General features: G+C 63.8%; 18 protein-coding genes. 5 read left to right on the forward strand and 13 right to left on the reverse strand.

Translation table 11 applies throughout. From position 1 onward, the window contains the following. Positions 1-111: 111 nt before the first annotated feature. The 3 genes from AC1DWF_RS07840 to tesB all read right to left on the reverse strand — a co-directional run bounded on the left by AC1DWF_RS07840 (position 112) and on the right by tesB (position 2,958). The gene (locus AC1DWF_RS07840) at positions 112-1,494 is read right to left on the reverse strand and encodes an ammonium transporter (RefSeq protein WP_476782115.1); all 1,383 of its coding nucleotides are present in this window, start codon (positions 1,492-1,494) and stop codon (positions 112-114) included. 30 nt (positions 1,495-1,524) lie between these two features. After that, on the reverse strand, positions 1,525-1,863 hold the full coding sequence (locus tag AC1DWF_RS07845) for a P-II family nitrogen regulator (RefSeq protein WP_109574243.1): 339 nt from the start codon (positions 1,861-1,863) through the stop codon (positions 1,525-1,527). A 222-nt stretch (positions 1,864-2,085) separates the two neighbouring features. Further along, on the reverse strand, positions 2,086-2,958 hold the full coding sequence (tesB, locus tag AC1DWF_RS07850) for an acyl-CoA thioesterase II (protein WP_476782116.1): 873 nt from the start codon (positions 2,956-2,958) through the stop codon (positions 2,086-2,088). Between the two features lie 92 nt (positions 2,959-3,050). Here tesB and AC1DWF_RS07855 point away from each other — a divergent pair, with 92 nt between their 5' ends. Continuing rightward, on the forward strand, positions 3,051-4,313 hold the full coding sequence (locus tag AC1DWF_RS07855) for a ubiquinone biosynthesis hydroxylase (RefSeq protein WP_476841573.1): 1,263 nt from the start codon (positions 3,051-3,053) through the stop codon (positions 4,311-4,313). Here AC1DWF_RS07855 and AC1DWF_RS07860 read toward each other — a convergent pair. Next, the gene (locus tag AC1DWF_RS07860) at positions 4,310-4,666 is read right to left on the reverse strand and encodes a YciI family protein (RefSeq protein WP_476782118.1); all 357 of its coding nucleotides are present in this window, start codon (positions 4,664-4,666) and stop codon (positions 4,310-4,312) included. The genes AC1DWF_RS07855 and AC1DWF_RS07860 overlap by 4 nt on opposite strands. A 1-nt stretch (position 4,667) precedes the next feature. Then, positions 4,668-4,991 carry a hypothetical protein gene (locus AC1DWF_RS07865; protein WP_476782119.1) on the reverse strand — a complete coding sequence of 108 codons (324 nt, stop codon included), beginning with the start codon at positions 4,989-4,991 and terminating at the stop codon, positions 4,668-4,670. An 84-nt stretch (positions 4,992-5,075) separates the two neighbouring features. On the opposite strand from AC1DWF_RS07865, the gene AC1DWF_RS07870 reads away from it, so the two are divergent. After that, positions 5,076-5,501, forward strand: a complete 426-nt coding sequence (locus AC1DWF_RS07870) for an OsmC family protein (protein ID WP_476782120.1) — start codon at positions 5,076-5,078, stop codon at positions 5,499-5,501. 44 nt (positions 5,502-5,545) lie between these two features. Here AC1DWF_RS07870 and AC1DWF_RS07875 read toward each other — a convergent pair whose 3' ends face one another. Then, positions 5,546-6,520 (reverse strand): AraC family transcriptional regulator, encoded by a 975-nt coding sequence (locus tag AC1DWF_RS07875; protein WP_476782121.1) that lies wholly within the window; start codon positions 6,518-6,520, stop codon positions 5,546-5,548. A 231-nt stretch (positions 6,521-6,751) separates the two neighbouring features. Between AC1DWF_RS07875 and AC1DWF_RS07880 the strand changes: the two genes are divergently transcribed. Both AC1DWF_RS07880 and AC1DWF_RS07885 read left to right on the forward strand, forming a co-directional pair. Further along, positions 6,752-6,928, forward strand: coding sequence for a hypothetical protein (locus tag AC1DWF_RS07880; RefSeq protein ID WP_476782122.1), 177 nt, complete (start codon positions 6,752-6,754; stop codon positions 6,926-6,928). A 270-nt stretch (positions 6,929-7,198) separates the two neighbouring features. Continuing rightward, complete coding sequence (locus AC1DWF_RS07885; protein ID WP_476787813.1) at positions 7,199-8,317, forward strand: Glu/Leu/Phe/Val family dehydrogenase; 1,119 nt, start codon at positions 7,199-7,201, stop codon at positions 8,315-8,317. 139 nt (positions 8,318-8,456) lie between these two features. Here the strand turns inward: AC1DWF_RS07885 and AC1DWF_RS07890 are convergent, their stop codons facing one another. The 7 genes from AC1DWF_RS07890 to sdhC form a co-directional block, all read right to left on the reverse strand. After that, positions 8,457-9,089 (reverse strand): YceH family protein, encoded by a 633-nt coding sequence (locus AC1DWF_RS07890; protein ID WP_476782124.1) that lies wholly within the window; start codon positions 9,087-9,089, stop codon positions 8,457-8,459. Between the two features lie 13 nt (positions 9,090-9,102). Continuing rightward, entirely contained in the window at positions 9,103-9,882 is a 780-nt protein-coding gene (locus tag AC1DWF_RS07895) for a succinate dehydrogenase iron-sulfur subunit (protein WP_476782125.1), read from the reverse strand. After that, on the reverse strand, positions 9,870-10,346 hold the full coding sequence (locus AC1DWF_RS07900; RefSeq protein WP_476782126.1) for a DUF3052 domain-containing protein: 477 nt from the start codon (positions 10,344-10,346) through the stop codon (positions 9,870-9,872). The genes AC1DWF_RS07895 and AC1DWF_RS07900 overlap by 13 nt, the downstream gene beginning before the upstream one ends. Continuing rightward, complete coding sequence (locus AC1DWF_RS07905) at positions 10,343-11,200, reverse strand: glycosyltransferase family 25 protein (RefSeq protein WP_476782127.1); 858 nt, start codon at positions 11,198-11,200, stop codon at positions 10,343-10,345. Before AC1DWF_RS07905 ends, AC1DWF_RS07900 begins: the two co-directional genes overlap by 4 nt. A 97-nt stretch (positions 11,201-11,297) precedes the next feature. Then, positions 11,298-13,133 (reverse strand): succinate dehydrogenase flavoprotein subunit, encoded by a 1,836-nt coding sequence (gene sdhA / locus AC1DWF_RS07910; RefSeq protein WP_476841574.1) that lies wholly within the window; start codon positions 13,131-13,133, stop codon positions 11,298-11,300. Between the two features lie 4 nt (positions 13,134-13,137). Beyond that, the gene (gene sdhD / locus AC1DWF_RS07915) at positions 13,138-13,536 is read right to left on the reverse strand and encodes a succinate dehydrogenase, hydrophobic membrane anchor protein (RefSeq protein ID WP_476782129.1); all 399 of its coding nucleotides are present in this window, start codon (positions 13,534-13,536) and stop codon (positions 13,138-13,140) included. A gap of 1 nt (position 13,537) precedes the next feature. Next, positions 13,538-13,954 carry a succinate dehydrogenase, cytochrome b556 subunit gene (sdhC, locus tag AC1DWF_RS07920; protein WP_476782130.1) on the reverse strand — a complete coding sequence of 139 codons (417 nt, stop codon included), beginning with the start codon at positions 13,952-13,954 and terminating at the stop codon, positions 13,538-13,540. Between the two features lie 405 nt (positions 13,955-14,359). Here sdhC and AC1DWF_RS07925 point away from each other — a divergent pair. Further along, positions 14,360-14,668, forward strand: a 309-nt coding sequence (locus tag AC1DWF_RS07925) for a hypothetical protein (RefSeq protein WP_476841575.1), incomplete at its 3' end; no start/stop codon positions are given.

A 14,668-nucleotide genomic window follows, 5' to 3' on the forward strand; every position in this document is an offset into this window, starting at 1 on the left:
ATTGCTCCGGGCCTCAAAGCGTGGCTGCTTTTCGGGCGGCCACGACGGGATGGGGAGAATGCGGCGGCAAAGCTGCAGCTCCGCCGCCCTTGGTTATTACAAGTGGGGTGATTACGAGTGGTAGGCCACCTCGCCATGCGAAGTCAGGTCGAGACCTTGGCGTTCGGCTTCGACGCTCGGGCGCAGGCCGATGAGCAGGTCGACCAGCTTGTAGAGCACCAGCGAGCCGATGCCGCACCACAGCACCGTCACTGATACGGCGAGAAACTGGGTCCACACCTGGCCGCCGATCGAAAGCGTCCCGTAGCCGACGCCGCCCAGCGCCTTGGCGTTGAAGACGCCGGTGCCGATAGCGCCGACGATGCCGCCGACGCCGTGGATGCCGAACACGTCGAGCGAGTCGTCATAGCCAAGCTTGATCTTCACCACCGCCACGAAGAAGTAGCAGATGGCCGAAGCGATCGCTCCGAGCACGATGGCGCCGACCGGACCGACAAAGCCGGCAGCCGGCGTCACAGCAACAAGGCCTGCAACCATGCCCGAGGCAGCACCCAGCATCGATGCCTTGCCGCGCGTAACCACTTCGATGATCACCCAGGCGAGGATAGCGCCTGCGGTGGCTGTGAAGGTGTTGATCATGGCAAGCGCCGCACCGCCATTGGCTTCAAGGTTGGAGCCGGCGTTGAAGCCGAACCAGCCGACCCACAGGATCGACGCGCCGACCATGGTCAGCGTCATCGAGTGCGGCGCCATGTTGTCCTTGCCGTAGCCGATGCGCTTGCCGACCAAAAGGGCACCGACCAGTGCGGCGATGCCCGCATTGATGTGCACGACGGTGCCGCCAGCGAAATCAAGCGCGCCCCAGCCATAGATCAGGCCGTCCGAATCCCAGACCATATGGGCGATCGGGAAGTAGACGAAGGTCACCCACAGCGCCACGAACAGCAGCACCGCCGGGAATTTGATGCGTTCGGCGAACGAGCCGACGATCAGCGCCGGCGTGATGCAGGCAAAGGTCATCTGGAAGACGATGAAGACATATTCGGGAATGACCACGCCCTTGGTGAAGGTCGCCGCCATGCTTTCAGGTGTCACCCCAATCAGGAAGGCTTTGCCGAGGCCGCCCCAATAGGGGCTCGGTGCGTCGCCAAAGGCCATCGAATAGCCCCAGAACGTCCAGATCACGATCACCAGCGCCACGATCATCGTGCACTGCATCAGCACCGACAGCATGTTCTTGGCGCGCACGAGACCGCCGTAAAACAGCGCCAGGCCCGGCAAGGCCATGAACAGCACCAGCAGCGACGACGTCAGCATCCAGGCGACGTCGCCCTTGTCCATGACATCGGCGGGCGCGGGTGCAGCTGCGGCCGCGTCGGCTGCGGCAGGTGCGGTTTCCTGGGCAAAAGCCGCGACCGTGCCCAGTGCGGCGAGTGCGAGCGTGCCAAGCAGGGCCGAGCGCGCCGCCGTCTTCAATGAGGTAGGAATTTGCATTGAGGTCTCCATGACAATTGGTTGGCCCGCTCAGAGCGCGTCGGTGTCGGTTTCGCCGGTTCGGATGCGCACGGCCTGGTCGATGCCGAAGACGAAGATCTTGCCGTCGCCGATCTGGCCGGTCTTGGCCGCAGCGGTGATCGCCTCGACGGCCTTGTCGGCGAGCTCGGTCGAGACGGCGACTTCGATCTTGATCTTGGGCAGGAAGCTCACGGCATATTCGGCGCCGCGGTAGATCTCGGTATGTCCCTTCTGCCGCCCGTAGCCTTTGACTTCGGTGACGGTCAGGCCCTGTATGCCGACATTGGTGAGCGCTTCACGCACCTCGTCGAGCTTGAAAGGCTTGATGATTGCCATCACGATTTTCATCAGGTTTCACCCTTTGCTGATGCGGGTCCCCCGCGTTTGCAGACATCCCCAGCGGACCCGAAAGTCACCAGTGAGTAACAGCAAGGATTCAAGCTCCGTGCCAGTTTGCAGTAGCACGGAGCAAGTCATTGAAATTTAAGATTAATTTGCTCTAAGCAGGCAGCGCCCTTCGCACGTGCAGCAATGCACCTGCCTACAGAACGTGCAAAAACCCTAAAATGCCTATTTTGTAGGCTTTGTGCGCAGGCGGATCAGCCCTTCCTGTGCCACCGAGGCAATCAGCGTGCCGTCCTGGGCGTAAAGCGCGCCGCGGGTGAACCCGCGCGAACCCGACGTCGAGGGGCTATCCTGGGTGTAGAGCAGCCAGCCGTCGAGCGGATGCTCGCGATGAAACCACATGGCGTGGTCGAGGCTTGCCGCCTGGATGTCGGGATCGAAGATGCCGCGGCCATGGGCAAAGGTTGCCGTATCGAGCAGCGTCATGTCGGAGAGATAAGCAAGCACGGCGCAGCGCAACGCACGGTCGTTCGGCACCGGGCCGGTCAGGCGAATCCAGACCTTCTGCAGCGGCGGCAGCTTGTCTCGGCTCGAATAGTGCTCCGCATAGACCGGGCGCAGCTCCAGCGGCCGTTCCTTGGCCCAGAACAGCCTGATCTGCTCGGGCACATGGGTTGCCTCCTGCAACAGCTCGCGCTGTGACTTCAGCTCTTCGGGCGGCGGCACGTCGAGCGGCATCGGCATCTGATATTCGAGGCCGGTCTCTTCGACCTGGAACGAGGCCTCGAGCGAAAAGATAGCATGCCCATGCTGGATCGCCACCACGCGCCGCGTGGTGAAGCTGCCACCATCGCGGATGCGGTCGACCTCGTAGATGATCGGCACGGTGATATCGCCCGGCCGCATGAAGTAGCCATGCAGCGAATGCACGTGCCGATCGGGCTCGACCGTGCGCTGCGCCGCCACCAGCGCCTGGGCGATTGTCTGGCCGCCAAACACACGTTGCCACTGAACCTGCGGGCTGCGACCACGATACAGGTTGTGTTCCAGCTTCTCGAGATTGAGAATGCTGAGAAGCTCTTGTATTCCGGCCGGCATGCTTTCCCCTTTTCGGGACGAAGTATCCCCGGTTTCCAGCAGGAAGCCCCCGTCGAGTCAAGGCGGGAAGCCTAGCCGTAAAGGACGTCGCCATGGTCACGCGCGAATCTGACGCCAATAAATCGACGCAGCTCGACGTGCTGGTCGCCGGTGCCGGCTATGTCGGCCTCGCCACCGCAGTGTCGATCAAGCAGGCGCGGCCCAATCTGCACATCGCCATCGTCGATGCCGCCCCTGCCGAAGTCTGGCGCAAGGACGGCCGCGCTTCCGCGATTGCCGCCGCCGCTTGCYGCATGCTCGACCAGCTCGGCTGCTGGGAGGAGATCGCGCCCGAGGCGCAGGCGATCACCAGCATGATCATCACCGATTCCAAAACCTCCGATCCGGTCCGCCCTGTCTTCCTGACCTTCGACGGCGAAGTCGGCGCAGGCGAGCCCTTCGCCCACATGGTCGAAAACAAGGTGCTCAACGGAGCGCTGCGCCGCCGAGCTGCTGAGCTCGGCATCGACATCATCGAAGGCGTCGCCGTCCAGGCCTTCGAGGCCGGCATCGCTGGGTCCAAAGTCCATCTCGCCGACGGTGTAAGCTTCGACGTCAAACTTTTGATCGCCGCCGATGGCGTAAAATCCAGGCTGCGCGACATGGCCGGCATCAAGACCGTGCGCTGGGAATACGGCCAGTCCGGCATCGTCTGCACGGTGGCGCATGAGCGCCCGCATGGCGGCCGCGCCGAGGAGCACTTCCTGCCGGCCGGGCCCTTTGCCACGCTACCGCTCAAGCCGACCAAGGATGGCACCAACCGCTCCTCGATCGTCTGGAACGAACGCACCGAGGACGCCGAAAAGCTGGTCAATGGCGACCCATTCGTCTTCGAGATCGAGCTGGAGCAGCGCTTCGGCCTCCAGCTCGGCGAGATCCGCGTCGAGGACAAGCCCCGCGCCTGGCCGCTCGGCCTGACGCTGGCCCGCGCCTTCGTCGCCAACCGCTTCGCCCTGGCCGGTGACGCAGCCCACGGCATCCACCCGATCTCGGGCCAAGGCCTCAATCTCGGCTTCAAGGATGCGGCAGCCCTTGCCGAGACCATCGTTGAGGCCGACCGGCTGGGACAGGACATCGGCTCGCTCGACGTGCTTGAGCGCTACGAACAGTGGCGCCGCTTCGACACCGTGCGCATGGGCGTCACCACCGACGTGCTCAACCGGCTGTTTTCCAACGACATCGCTCCCATCCGCGCCATTCGCGACATCGGCCTGGGCCTGGTCGACCGTGTGCCGCAGCTCAAGGACTATTTCATCCGCCAGGCCTCGGGCCTGACTGGCGAAACCCCGCGTCTGCTCAAGGGCGACGCGATCTAGGACCCCGGAATATCGTAGATCGCCCGCACTTCGATCTGCCCCATCGCGGCAAGCGGGATGTTCGAGGCGATCTCCAGCGCCTCGTCCTGGTCGGCCGCCTCGATCATGACGAAACCGATCAGCTGCTCCTTGGTCTCGGCGAAGGGGCCGTCGGTGACCAGCTTCTTGCCATTGCGGCGCTTGACGGTCTTGGCCGTCTTCACCGACTGCAGCGCTTGAGCCGCGATCAGCTTGCCGCTGTTTTCCAGCATCCTGTCATAGGCAAGCGAATCCGCGTCGAGCTTCGCCGCAGCGTCCCGCGAAAGCGCGCCAAGCTGCTGTTCCTCATGATAAACCAGGCAAAGATACTTCATCCTACTCTCCCTTGCTGTGTTGGAAGCCTAGCACCGGTGCGGCGGACTTGCTGGCCGGTTGCCCTGCCATCGCGTCAAAAAGCAAACCCAGCACAATGATGATGCCGAATGCCAGCAGCACCCGGCCGACGCCCGAGGACGGCACGCAAAATCCACCCAGGGCATTCGCCTCGACGATCCCTTTTCCGAGATTGCCATGCGGTAGCAACTGCATCTCACCCTCCGGCAGGCGCGGCACCACGCCACGACGTTCCAAGGACGACGCGCCCGCCACCATCCAGACATTTTCGCGAGACAGTTTTTTCGAAGGCCACGGTTTTCTCACCGGTCCTTCATGCGAAGGTGGCATGCGCGCGCGGCGACGCTATAGTCTTTCAACCGCCGCTCAGTTTGAACCAGGAGAAAGTCCATGAACCACAGTGCCAACGCCGTCTGGAAGGGCAATCTGAAGGAAGGTTCCGGAACGCTCGACACACAGAGCGGCGCTCTCAAGGGCCAGCCCTATTCGTTCAAGGCGCGTTTCGAGGATGAAACCGGCAAATCGGGCACCAACCCCGAGGAGCTGATCGCCGCAGCCCATGCCGGCTGCTTTGCGATGCAGCTGTCGCACTTCCTCGCCGAAAACGGCACGCCGGCCGACAAACTCGACGCCAAGGCAGTCGTGACGCTCATCCCCGGCACCGGCATCACTGAGAGCGCGCTCACGCTCGTAGGCACCGTGCCCGGCATCGATAATACCAAGTTCCAGGAACTGGCCACCAAGGCCAAGGAAGGCTGCCCGGTCTCCAAGGCACTCGGCGCCATCAAGGTTTCGCTCGACGCCAAGCTTGCCTGACCGAAACAATCAAGGGCGCCGGGCAATGCTCGGCGCGCACTCGCTCACGCCGCCAGCGTTTCGGCGCGGATGTCCGATGGCGTAGCATAGTAGCGCTTGCGAAACGCCCTGTTGAAATAAGACAGGTCGTTGAAACCGGCCTCATAGGCGATATCGGTGATGCTGTGGCGCGCCCAAACCGGGTCGCTCAGCATCCGGTGCGCGCGCTTCAACCTTTGGCCAAGCGCGAATTCGGTGAACGACAGCCCCTCGCTTTCGAACAGCTTCCTGACATAGCGCGGCGACAGTCGGTGCGAGGCTGCTATCTCTTCGGCCGAGATTCCGCGCAGGTCGGCACGCGCCGATATATCCGACTTGATCGCCGCCAGCCGCGCGGCACGCAAGCCGCGCCCCAGCGCCACCTGCTCCGCATCTCGTGTCGCACCAAGCGTCAGGGCCGTCAGGTCGAGCAGATGGGTCGCCACCATGCGCGCCATGTTGCCGGGCAACGCCTCGTCCATCTGCTGAAGTGCCGTGGCGTAGCTCAACAGCAGTCGTATCGGCCCTTCATGCACCGGTATCGGCCGCATCATCATGCTGGTGACGTCGCCCAGCAAAGGCTGCAACGCCTTCCGTTCAAGGCGCAGATTGACATAGGTGAAGCCGGGCCGCGTCACGTTCGCCCCCACCTGGCCACCGGGCACGAACATTGCGCAGCCGGGCAAAACGCTTTCTTCCAGCTTGCCGATCTGCATGTGACTGCCACCGGCAAGTGCCGCGAGCAGGATGACGTCGTCATTGTCCACCATCCGCGATGTAACCCCGACGCGGATCGGCGAGGCGACACCGGTGGCGATGCCGATCCCCGGCAACAGCCTCACCCGCATATCCATGTGGACGGGCGAATCGTCGACCGGCTCCAAATCGGCATTGAGAATGGTCCGGCCATAGACCTCGCGCAGTATCGGCAACCTGTCCTGCGCAGGCAGGTCGTCGGTCATCAGGCGGAATGAAGCGAACTGTCCGTTAGCACTCGTCATCGGATCAACTCATGTTACGCAGCACAACCAAGACGTGAGGTCGCGCCTTTTAGTTCGCGTTATCCGATCCGTCAAGACGGCGCTCGACAGCCCACGATAGGCCCGTTGTGGGTGGCCGCCTGGGCCGCATCATGGGGCCGCACAGTCCAAGATCGCGCCAACGAGGCCATCTAGTTTGCCGCTCGAAGTCGAAGCGGGTCCAGTCCCGACGGCGGAACGAGGAAACCGGGCATGCACCACCTTCAGTTCCTGAAGACGCTCGCGGCTCTCGCCGCTGCAGGCTTCAACCCGCGTGCTTTTCTGGCTCCGATGGCTTTCGGCGGCAAGCTTCCGAAGCCGGCCGAACCGAAGCCGCCCCGAGAGCCGGCAAAGGGGCCACCAGCGGAGGCGGACAAGCCGGAGCCGTGAACTGGCGGTCGCCTTGGCGACGCAATGGAATGACAGGTTGGCTGCCATAGGGGTGCCAGAGGGTGTGGCATCGATGCGGCAGCACAGCAGGCCGGACGCAGGGGGGCAGACCAGCGTCCGGCCATCTTTTTCATCACCGGCAATCTTTTCGTTTGTTGCGCGGCACGCCGCGCGAGCGCAATGCGCGGTCGCCGCACAGGGCCACTTCGAAACCAAAAAACGTCTGATCGGTTTATCCTTCCGAGGACCAGCTCACCGGGAGGAACCCTCATGCTGAACGTCCTTGAACCGCGCAACCCGCAACTGTCGGCCGCAACCACGCTCGAAATCACCGACATCACCGCTGATGTCGCCCAATTCGATGGTTTCGACCATCACGAGCAGGTCTGGCTCGGCCGCGACACCGCGCGCGGGCTGACCGCCATCGTGTCGATCCACACCACCGTGCTCGGGCCTGCTTTGGGCGGCACGCGCATCTGGCCGCACAAGAGCTTTGAAGCCGGTGTCATCGATGCGCTGCGCCTGTCGCGAGGCATGACCTTCAAATCGGCCATCGCTGGCCTGCCGCTCGGCGGCGGCAAGGCGGTCATCATCGCCGACGCCAAGAAGGACAAGACGCCTGCGATGCTCGAAGCCTATGCCGAGATGCTCAACGCGCTCGAAGGCCAATACATCACCGCCGAAGACGTCGGCATGACGCTCTCCGACGCCGACTTCCTCGCAGAGCGCGCGGCCAATGTCAGCGGCACCACCAAGGGCGGCAGCGGCAATCCCTCGCCCTTCACCGCTCAAGGAACCTTCCTCGGCCTCAAGGCGGCCCTTCGCCACCGCACTGGCAGCGACAATCTCGCTGGCGTCCGCGTCGCGGTGCAGGGCCTGGGCTCGGTCGGCTGGTCGCTGTGCCAGAAGCTCCATCGCGAAGGCGCTGTGCTCACCATCTCCGACCTCGACCCGGCCCGCACCAACCGCGCGGCTGAAGCCCTGGGCGCGACTGTCGTTACCGGCGATGCCATCCTGTCGGCCGATGTCGACATCTTCGCGCCCTGCGCGCTTGGCGGCATCTTGTCCGCCGACACCATCCCGCAGCTCAAGGCGAAGATCGTCGCCGGTGCCGCCAACAACCAGCTCGCCACCGCCGAGGACGGCGCACGCCTCGTCGAAAAGGACATCCTCTACGCCCCCGACTACGTCATCAACGCTGGCGGCGTGATCAACGTCGCAGCCGAAAAGGCCGATGGCGGCTACAGTGTCGAGGCAGTGACGCCGCGCGTGGAAAAGATCGCCGACACGCTGACCGCGATCTTCGCGCGTGCCGAGCGCGAGGGCCGCACCACCGACGCCATCGCCGAAACCATGGCCCGCGAGATCGTCGAAGCGGCAAGGAAGTAAGGTTGGCCCCCTTCTCCCCACGGGAGAAGGTGCCGGCAGGCGGACGAGGGCATCGCCGCCCTCTCCGAACAAGACACCAACGCAAAACGGCCCGGATGCTTCCGCAACCGGGCCGTTTTCAATCATTCTGCCGCCCGGCCTATCCTCCGACAGCGTCGAGCCGCGCCTTGAGCGCCGCCACTTCCTCTTCCAGAATACGGACGCGTTCCTCGAGCTCCGAAACAATGGGGGCGGTGGCGTTCGGTGCCCGGCTTGTCGTAATAACTGCAGCATCGACATCACCTGACAAAAGATGCGCGAAACGATCCTCGCGCTGGCCGGGTGCGCGGCCGATCTCCTTGACCAGCGCCGGCCGGCGGCCGATCAGCATGTCGAGTTCGCTACGCAGGGCGTCGGCATCGGCGAAGTTCGCCATACGCTCGGTGCGGGCGAGCAATTCGTAGACGGTCTGCGGTCCGCGCAGCAGAAGCATGCCGATCAGCGCGCTCTGGTTGCGCGTCAGCGAGAATTTCTGCGCCATCTGATGTTCGTAGCGTTCGACGCGCGAGGCGAATTGCTGGCGCGCCAGCCCCTTCGCCTGCAACGTGCCGAGCGCCCGGGCGATATCGGCGACCTCCAGGGCCATGACCGGCTCGCGCGACGTCTTCTGGTTGGCGGCAGCAACCAGCGCATTTGAAGTCATCGGATAGACGTCGGGCGTCAGTTCCTTCTTCTCGATCAGGCAGCCGAGTACTCGTGCTTCGGCCGGGGTGAGGTTGGGAAGGTCTGTCATGTGCGCTCTAGCCTCAGACCCGGCGCTCCACCATCATCTTCTTGATCTCTGCGATCGCCTTGGCCGGGTTGAGACCCTTCGGGCAGGTCTGGGCGCAGTTCATGATCGTGTGGCAGCGATAGAGCCGGAACGGATCCTCGAGGTTGTCGAGGCGCTCGCCCTTGGCTTCGTCGCGGGAGTCGATCAGCCAGCGATAGGCCTGCAGCAGCGTTGCTGGGCCGAGATAGCGGTCGCCGTTCCACCAGTAGCTCGGGCACGAGGTCGAGCAGCAGGCGCATAGGATGCACTCGTAGAGGCCGTCGAGCTTCTGGCGGTCCTCATGGCTCTGCAGCCATTCCTTCGCCGGCTCCGGCGACACCGTCTTGAGCCACGGCTCGATCGAGCGGTGCTGGGCATAGAAATTTGTGAGGTCGGGCACCAGGTCCTTCACGACAGGCATGTGCGGCAGCGGGTAAATCTTCACCGCACCCGAAATGTCGTCGCAGCCCTTGGTGCAGGCGAGTGTGTTCGAACCGTCGATGTTCATCGCGCAGGAACCGCAGATGCCCTCGCGGCAGGAGCGGCGCAGCGTCAGCGTCGGGTCGATCTTGTTCTTGATGTAGAGCAGCGCGTCCAGCACCATCGGGCCGCAATCGTCGACATCGACGAAATAGGTGTCGATGCTCGGGTTGTCACCATCATCGGGCGACCACCGGTAAATCCGGTATTCGCGCAGATTGGTCGCACCCTCCGGCTTCGGCCAGGTCTTGCCCTGCTTGATCTGCGAGTTCTTGGGGAGTGTTAGTTCGACCACGATCGGTTCCTCACAGCTTGGCGCAGTTCCTTGCGGATGACGAGCTTGAGCCCGCTCCACACGGCGTCCACGGCACAGACCTTTACGTCCACCAGCCCTTTCGGCAGTGCGACGTCGCGAATGACATCCTCGGTGATGTCGGTGGCGATCTTCGCTGCCTTCTTGGGCCAGGAGATCCAGACAGCGCCATCGGGCGCGATCATCTTCTTCAGCGTCTCGACATTGCGGTCGAGATCGGCGCGGCGCTTGGTGAAGGCGTGAACCACGTCATGCCCCTCGCCCGCCTCGGCAAGCGCTGGCCAACCGGTCAGCGCCTTTGCCGCGAAATCGCGCGACACGGCCAGTTCGCCAAGCTCGTCGGGAAGACCGACGAACACCACGCTCTGGCCGTCCTTGAGGCCGAGCTTGGCCGCAAGCGGCATAGCCGAATATCCTGCATCGGGGCGCGTCGCGGCCATCATCATGCGGCCTCCAGCACCAGGCGGCGCATCTGCTGGCGCACGTCGTCAGTGCACCACGGCGCCTTGGTGAGCTTGAGCAGCGACAACGGCGAACCGTGCATCGCACCGAGCCACAGCTTGAGCCTGAGGGTGCTGCGCATAAGCCCCTGCTGGATAAAATGGAACGGGTCGCGCCGTTTGACGTGGCGGTGCGGCGTGCGCAGGTCGCCCATGGTCGTATCCGAGCCGGCCTGGACGATGAGCCAGGGCGACAGATGCATCACATCGCAGCCATGCAGCCCCGGATTGCAAATGAAATCATCCACCGGCAGAAGCTGCTTGCCGGCCTTGGCGATCAGTTGTGCTGCGGCCTTGCGCGTCACCAGATAACCAGCGCCGCCCGAAGACGGCCGGAACGACCGCACAAGCCGCGCCGTGCCAAGGCCAAGCACGGGCAGCGCCATGCGCCCGCCCGCCTGCACCTTGCCTTCCATCTTGACCACGTCGAAGTCGATGCCGCTGGCAAGCAACCGGCGCATTGCGTCTTCAAAGCCGTCGAGCGGCACCGCGTCGTCTTCCAGGATCACCGCGTGTTCATGGTCGGCTTCGAGAAACGCCTTCAGCGCCAGCATATGGCTGGCAAAGCACGCCTCCTCAACCAGCGCGAACATGCGGTGGCGCAGCGGGTTCCAGCCAATGCCGTTGGGCGGCATGGTCAGTTTTTGGCCGCGAACAGCAAGCACTTCATCCGGGTTGCGCGCATCGACGGCCCTGACGCGTGCGAGCGGCCACGGCATTGCGCCGAACAGCCGCTGGATCTCGGCCCAGCGATGCGGCGAGCGGTCGAGATTGATGGCGAAGAAGGCGAGTTCGCTCATGGCCGGTATTCCCGGCCATGGCCGGCGCGCGCGCAAGCGCGGACGGCCGCTACCGGCCCTCCCGCTTGGTCAGCACGGCGCCGCGGTTCGCCCATGTCTAGTACACCCGCGCCTTGGGCGCGATCTTGGCCAGGGAAATGCCGCCGTCTTCTTCCTTGAGCAGCGGCTCGGTGTGCACCGGCCGATAGGTCAGCGTCACCTTGCCGTCCTCGGCGACGTGGGCCAGCGAATGCTTGCGCCAGTTGGCGTCGTCGCGGGCGGAGAAGTCCTCGCGCGCATGCGCGCCGCGGCTTTCCTTGCGGGCTTCCGCACCATAGACGGTGGCAATCGCGTTCGACATCAGGTTTTCGAGTTCCAGCGTCTCCACCAGGTCCGAGTTCCAGATCATCGAGCGGTCGAAGACTTTGATGTCCTTCATCTCGCCCCAGATCTGGGAGATGCGCTTGCAGCCCTGCTCGAGCGAATCCTGCGTGCGGAACACGGCGGCGTCGTCCTGCATCGCCTTTTGCATCTTCTCGCGCAGCACTGCCGTCGGCGTGCCGCCATTGGCGTGACGCAGGCGGTCGAAGCGGTCCATGATCTTTTCGACCGAGGCGGCGTTGGGGGCTGGGATCGGCGCGTTGCGGTCGACCACTTCACCGGCGCGGATCGCCGAAGCACGGCCGAACACCACGAGATCGATCAGCGAGTTGGAGCCGAGGCGATTGGCGCCATGCACAGAAGCGCAACCCGCCTCGCCGACCGCCATCAGGCCAGGCGACACGCGGTCGGGATTGCCCTTGGTCGGGTTCAGCACTTCGCCCCAATAATTGGTCGGGATGCCGCCCATGTTGTAGTGGACCGTCGGCAGCACCGGGATCGGCTCGCGGGTCACATCGACGCCAGCGAAGATCTTCGCCGATTCCGAAATGCCGGGCAGCCGCTCGTGCAGCACCGCCGGATCGAGGTGMTCGAGGTGCAGGWAGATGTGRTCCTTGTKCKKGCCGACGCCGCGKCCYTCGCGGATCTCCAKCGWCATGSMGCGCGARACSACGTCGCGCGAGGCSAGGTCCTTSGCSGWCGGCGCRTARCGCTCCATGAAGCGCTCGCCCTCGGAATTGRYRAGRTAGCCGCCTTCGCCGCGCGCGCCYTCGGTGATCAGGCAGCCCGAACCGTAGATGCCGGTGGGGTGGAACTGCACGAACTCCATGTCCTGCAAGGGAAGGCCGGCGCGCGAGGCCATGCCGCCGCCGTCGCCAGTGCAGGTATGGGCCGAGGTCGCGGAGAAATAGGCGCGGCCATAGCCGCCGGTCGCCAGCACCACCATCTTCGCCGAGAAGCGGTGAATGGTACCGTCATCGAGGTTCCAGGCAACGACACCGGTGCAGGTGCCATCCGGCTCCATGATCAGGTCGAGCGCGAAATATTCGATGAAGAACTGCGCGTTGTGCTTCAGCGACTGGCCATACAGCGTGTGCAGGATGGCATGGCCGGTGCGGTCGGCGGCAGCGCAGGTGCGCTGCACGGGCGGACCATCGCCATAGTTCATCATGTGGCCGCCGAAGGGCCGCTGGTAGATCTTGCCTTCTTCGGTACGCGAGAACGGCACGCCGTAATGCTCGAGCTCGTAGACGGCGGCGGGTGCTTCACGCACCAGGTATTCCATCGCGTCCACATCGCCGAGCCAGTCGGAGCCCTTGACGGTGTCGAACATGTGCCACTGCCAGGAATCCGGGCCCATGTTCTGCAGCGAGGCGGCGATACCGCCTTGTGCTGCGACCGTGTGCGAACGGGTCGGAAACACCTTGGTGATGCAGGCGGTCTTCAGCCCCTGCTCGGCCATGCCGAGCGTGGCGCGCAGGCCGGCACCGCCGGCGCCGACGACAACGACGTCGAACTTGTGATCGACATAGGTATAGGCGGAAGCTCCGCTGGTCTTGCCGTCCTTGGCCACCTTGTCAGCCTCCAAATGCCAGTTTGAGCAGGGCGAACAGCGAGGCGACGCCGACCGCTACGGTAAAGAAAGTGTTCAGCATGATGAGCGTCACCTTGAGCAGCTCGCCATGGATGTAGTCCTCGATGACGACCTGCATGCCAAGCCGCATGTGGTAGAGGCCCGAGATCAGCATCAGCGCCATCACCAGCGATACGAACGGGTTGGCGAGCGAGGAGCGGACGGTCGCGAAATCGGCGCCGTTGAGCGCGATCAAAAGGCCGACGAAAAACAGCATCAGCGGAATGTTGGCGACCGCGGTCAGGCGCTGGCGCCAGAAATGTTCGGTGCCTTCGCGGGCGGAGCCGAGGCCGCGCACCTTGCCGAGCGGCGTGCGCATGTCATTGTTGTTGCTGCCGCTCATGTCAGGCTCCCCGCACCATGTAGCCGACGATCCAGATCAGCGCCGTCAGCACCACCGATGCGACCAGCGATGCCCAGGCGATCTTGGATGCCGTGTGCTTTTCGAGCCCGGCACCGGCGTCCCAGACAAGATGGCGGATGCCGCCCAGCATGTGCAGCATCAGCGCCCATGTGTAGCCGAGCAGAACCAGCTGCCCGATCCAGGTGCCGAACACCCAGCTTACGAATTCGAAATAGTGCTGCGACGTCGCCGCAGCGATCAGCCACCAGGCAACCAGCAGCGTGCCGAAATAAAGCCCCCCGCCGGTGATGCGGTGCAGGATCGACGTCGTCATGGTGATCGGCGGGCGATAGATCGAAAGATGCGGCGACAAGGGCCGCGCTCGTACTGTCGATTGGGTTGCTTGTGATTTGCTCATGGCTCCCCCGGTCTGCATCCGAGCGTGGCTATGTTTGAATACGGCGCCGCCGCACCGTTTTGCGACGTCGGACTGCGCGCTTTCTAATGCTCTTTTTGCACCGCGTCAAAGTCGGAAAACCGTTCTGGCGCACCTATTTAGTCGCAGCGGATGACCGGACCTGCCTTCAATCGATTGAAGCCTCGCACGACCACCCGGATGGGTATGCAGGCACCAACCGGCCCAGCAAAACCGGTGGCGAACACCTCCCCGATGGCACAATCGTCGCACTACCCGTCCGTTGGGACGCAAGGGTGCCCGGCCCTCAGGTAAAATTAACCATGTTTCTTAATCTTTGCCGCCCAAGGCTTAACAAAGATTAAGAAACGATTAATCTCCGACTCGACTAACCACGGAGATGGCGCCATGCGTCTGGCACTGGCCTTGACCGCAACTGCATCGCTGGCCGCAACCATCGGCCTTTCGGCACCGGCATCGGCCGGTGGCTGGGACCGGGACCGCGTCCATGCCGATTCGTTCGGCAACCTCGTCATCGACGGCGCAGCCGGCTACAAGCGCATTCTGGTCGGCCAGGGCAGTTCGGCCCGCAAGATGTCGAACTACCTGAATGCGGGCGGGCCCAAGGTCGTCTATCTCGACCAGCAGGGCGAAAACACCGTCAGCAATTGCTACCGTCCGCCGATGCTGTTGAAGGGCCGCGACTATATGTATGGC

The organism is Aminobacter sp. P4_D5 (assembly GCF_056401815.1).

Excerpts from the sequence above, each read along its gene's own strand:
- AC1DWF_RS07840 (WP_476782115.1), bottom strand. The coding sequence starts at position 1,494 with ATGCAAATTCCTACCTCATTGAAGACGGCGGCGCGCTCGGCCCTGCTT.
- AC1DWF_RS07845 (WP_109574243.1), bottom strand. The coding sequence starts at position 1,863 with ATGAAAATCGTGATGGCAATCATCAAGCCTTTCAAGCTCGACGAGGTG.
- tesB (WP_476782116.1), bottom strand. The coding sequence starts at position 2,958 with ATGCCGGCCGGAATACAAGAGCTTCTCAGCATTCTCAATCTCGAGAAG.
- AC1DWF_RS07860 (WP_476782118.1), bottom strand. The coding sequence starts at position 4,666 with ATGAAGTATCTTTGCCTGGTTTATCATGAGGAACAGCAGCTTGGCGCG.
- AC1DWF_RS07870 (WP_476782120.1), top strand. The coding sequence starts at position 5,076 with ATGAACCACAGTGCCAACGCCGTCTGGAAGGGCAATCTGAAGGAAGGT.
- AC1DWF_RS07875 (WP_476782121.1), bottom strand. The coding sequence starts at position 6,520 with ATGACGAGTGCTAACGGACAGTTCGCTTCATTCCGCCTGATGACCGAC.
- AC1DWF_RS07880 (WP_476782122.1), top strand. The coding sequence starts at position 6,752 with ATGCACCACCTTCAGTTCCTGAAGACGCTCGCGGCTCTCGCCGCTGCA.
- AC1DWF_RS07885 (WP_476787813.1), top strand. The coding sequence starts at position 7,199 with ATGCTGAACGTCCTTGAACCGCGCAACCCGCAACTGTCGGCCGCAACC.
- AC1DWF_RS07890 (WP_476782124.1), bottom strand. The coding sequence starts at position 9,089 with ATGACAGACCTTCCCAACCTCACCCCGGCCGAAGCACGAGTACTCGGC.
- AC1DWF_RS07900 (WP_476782126.1), bottom strand. The coding sequence starts at position 10,346 with ATGATGATGGCCGCGACGCGCCCCGATGCAGGATATTCGGCTATGCCG.
- AC1DWF_RS07905 (WP_476782127.1), bottom strand. The coding sequence starts at position 11,200 with ATGAGCGAACTCGCCTTCTTCGCCATCAATCTCGACCGCTCGCCGCAT.
- sdhD (WP_476782129.1), bottom strand. The coding sequence starts at position 13,536 with ATGAGCGGCAGCAACAACAATGACATGCGCACGCCGCTCGGCAAGGTG.
- sdhC (WP_476782130.1), bottom strand. The coding sequence starts at position 13,954 with ATGAGCAAATCACAAGCAACCCAATCGACAGTACGAGCGCGGCCCTTG.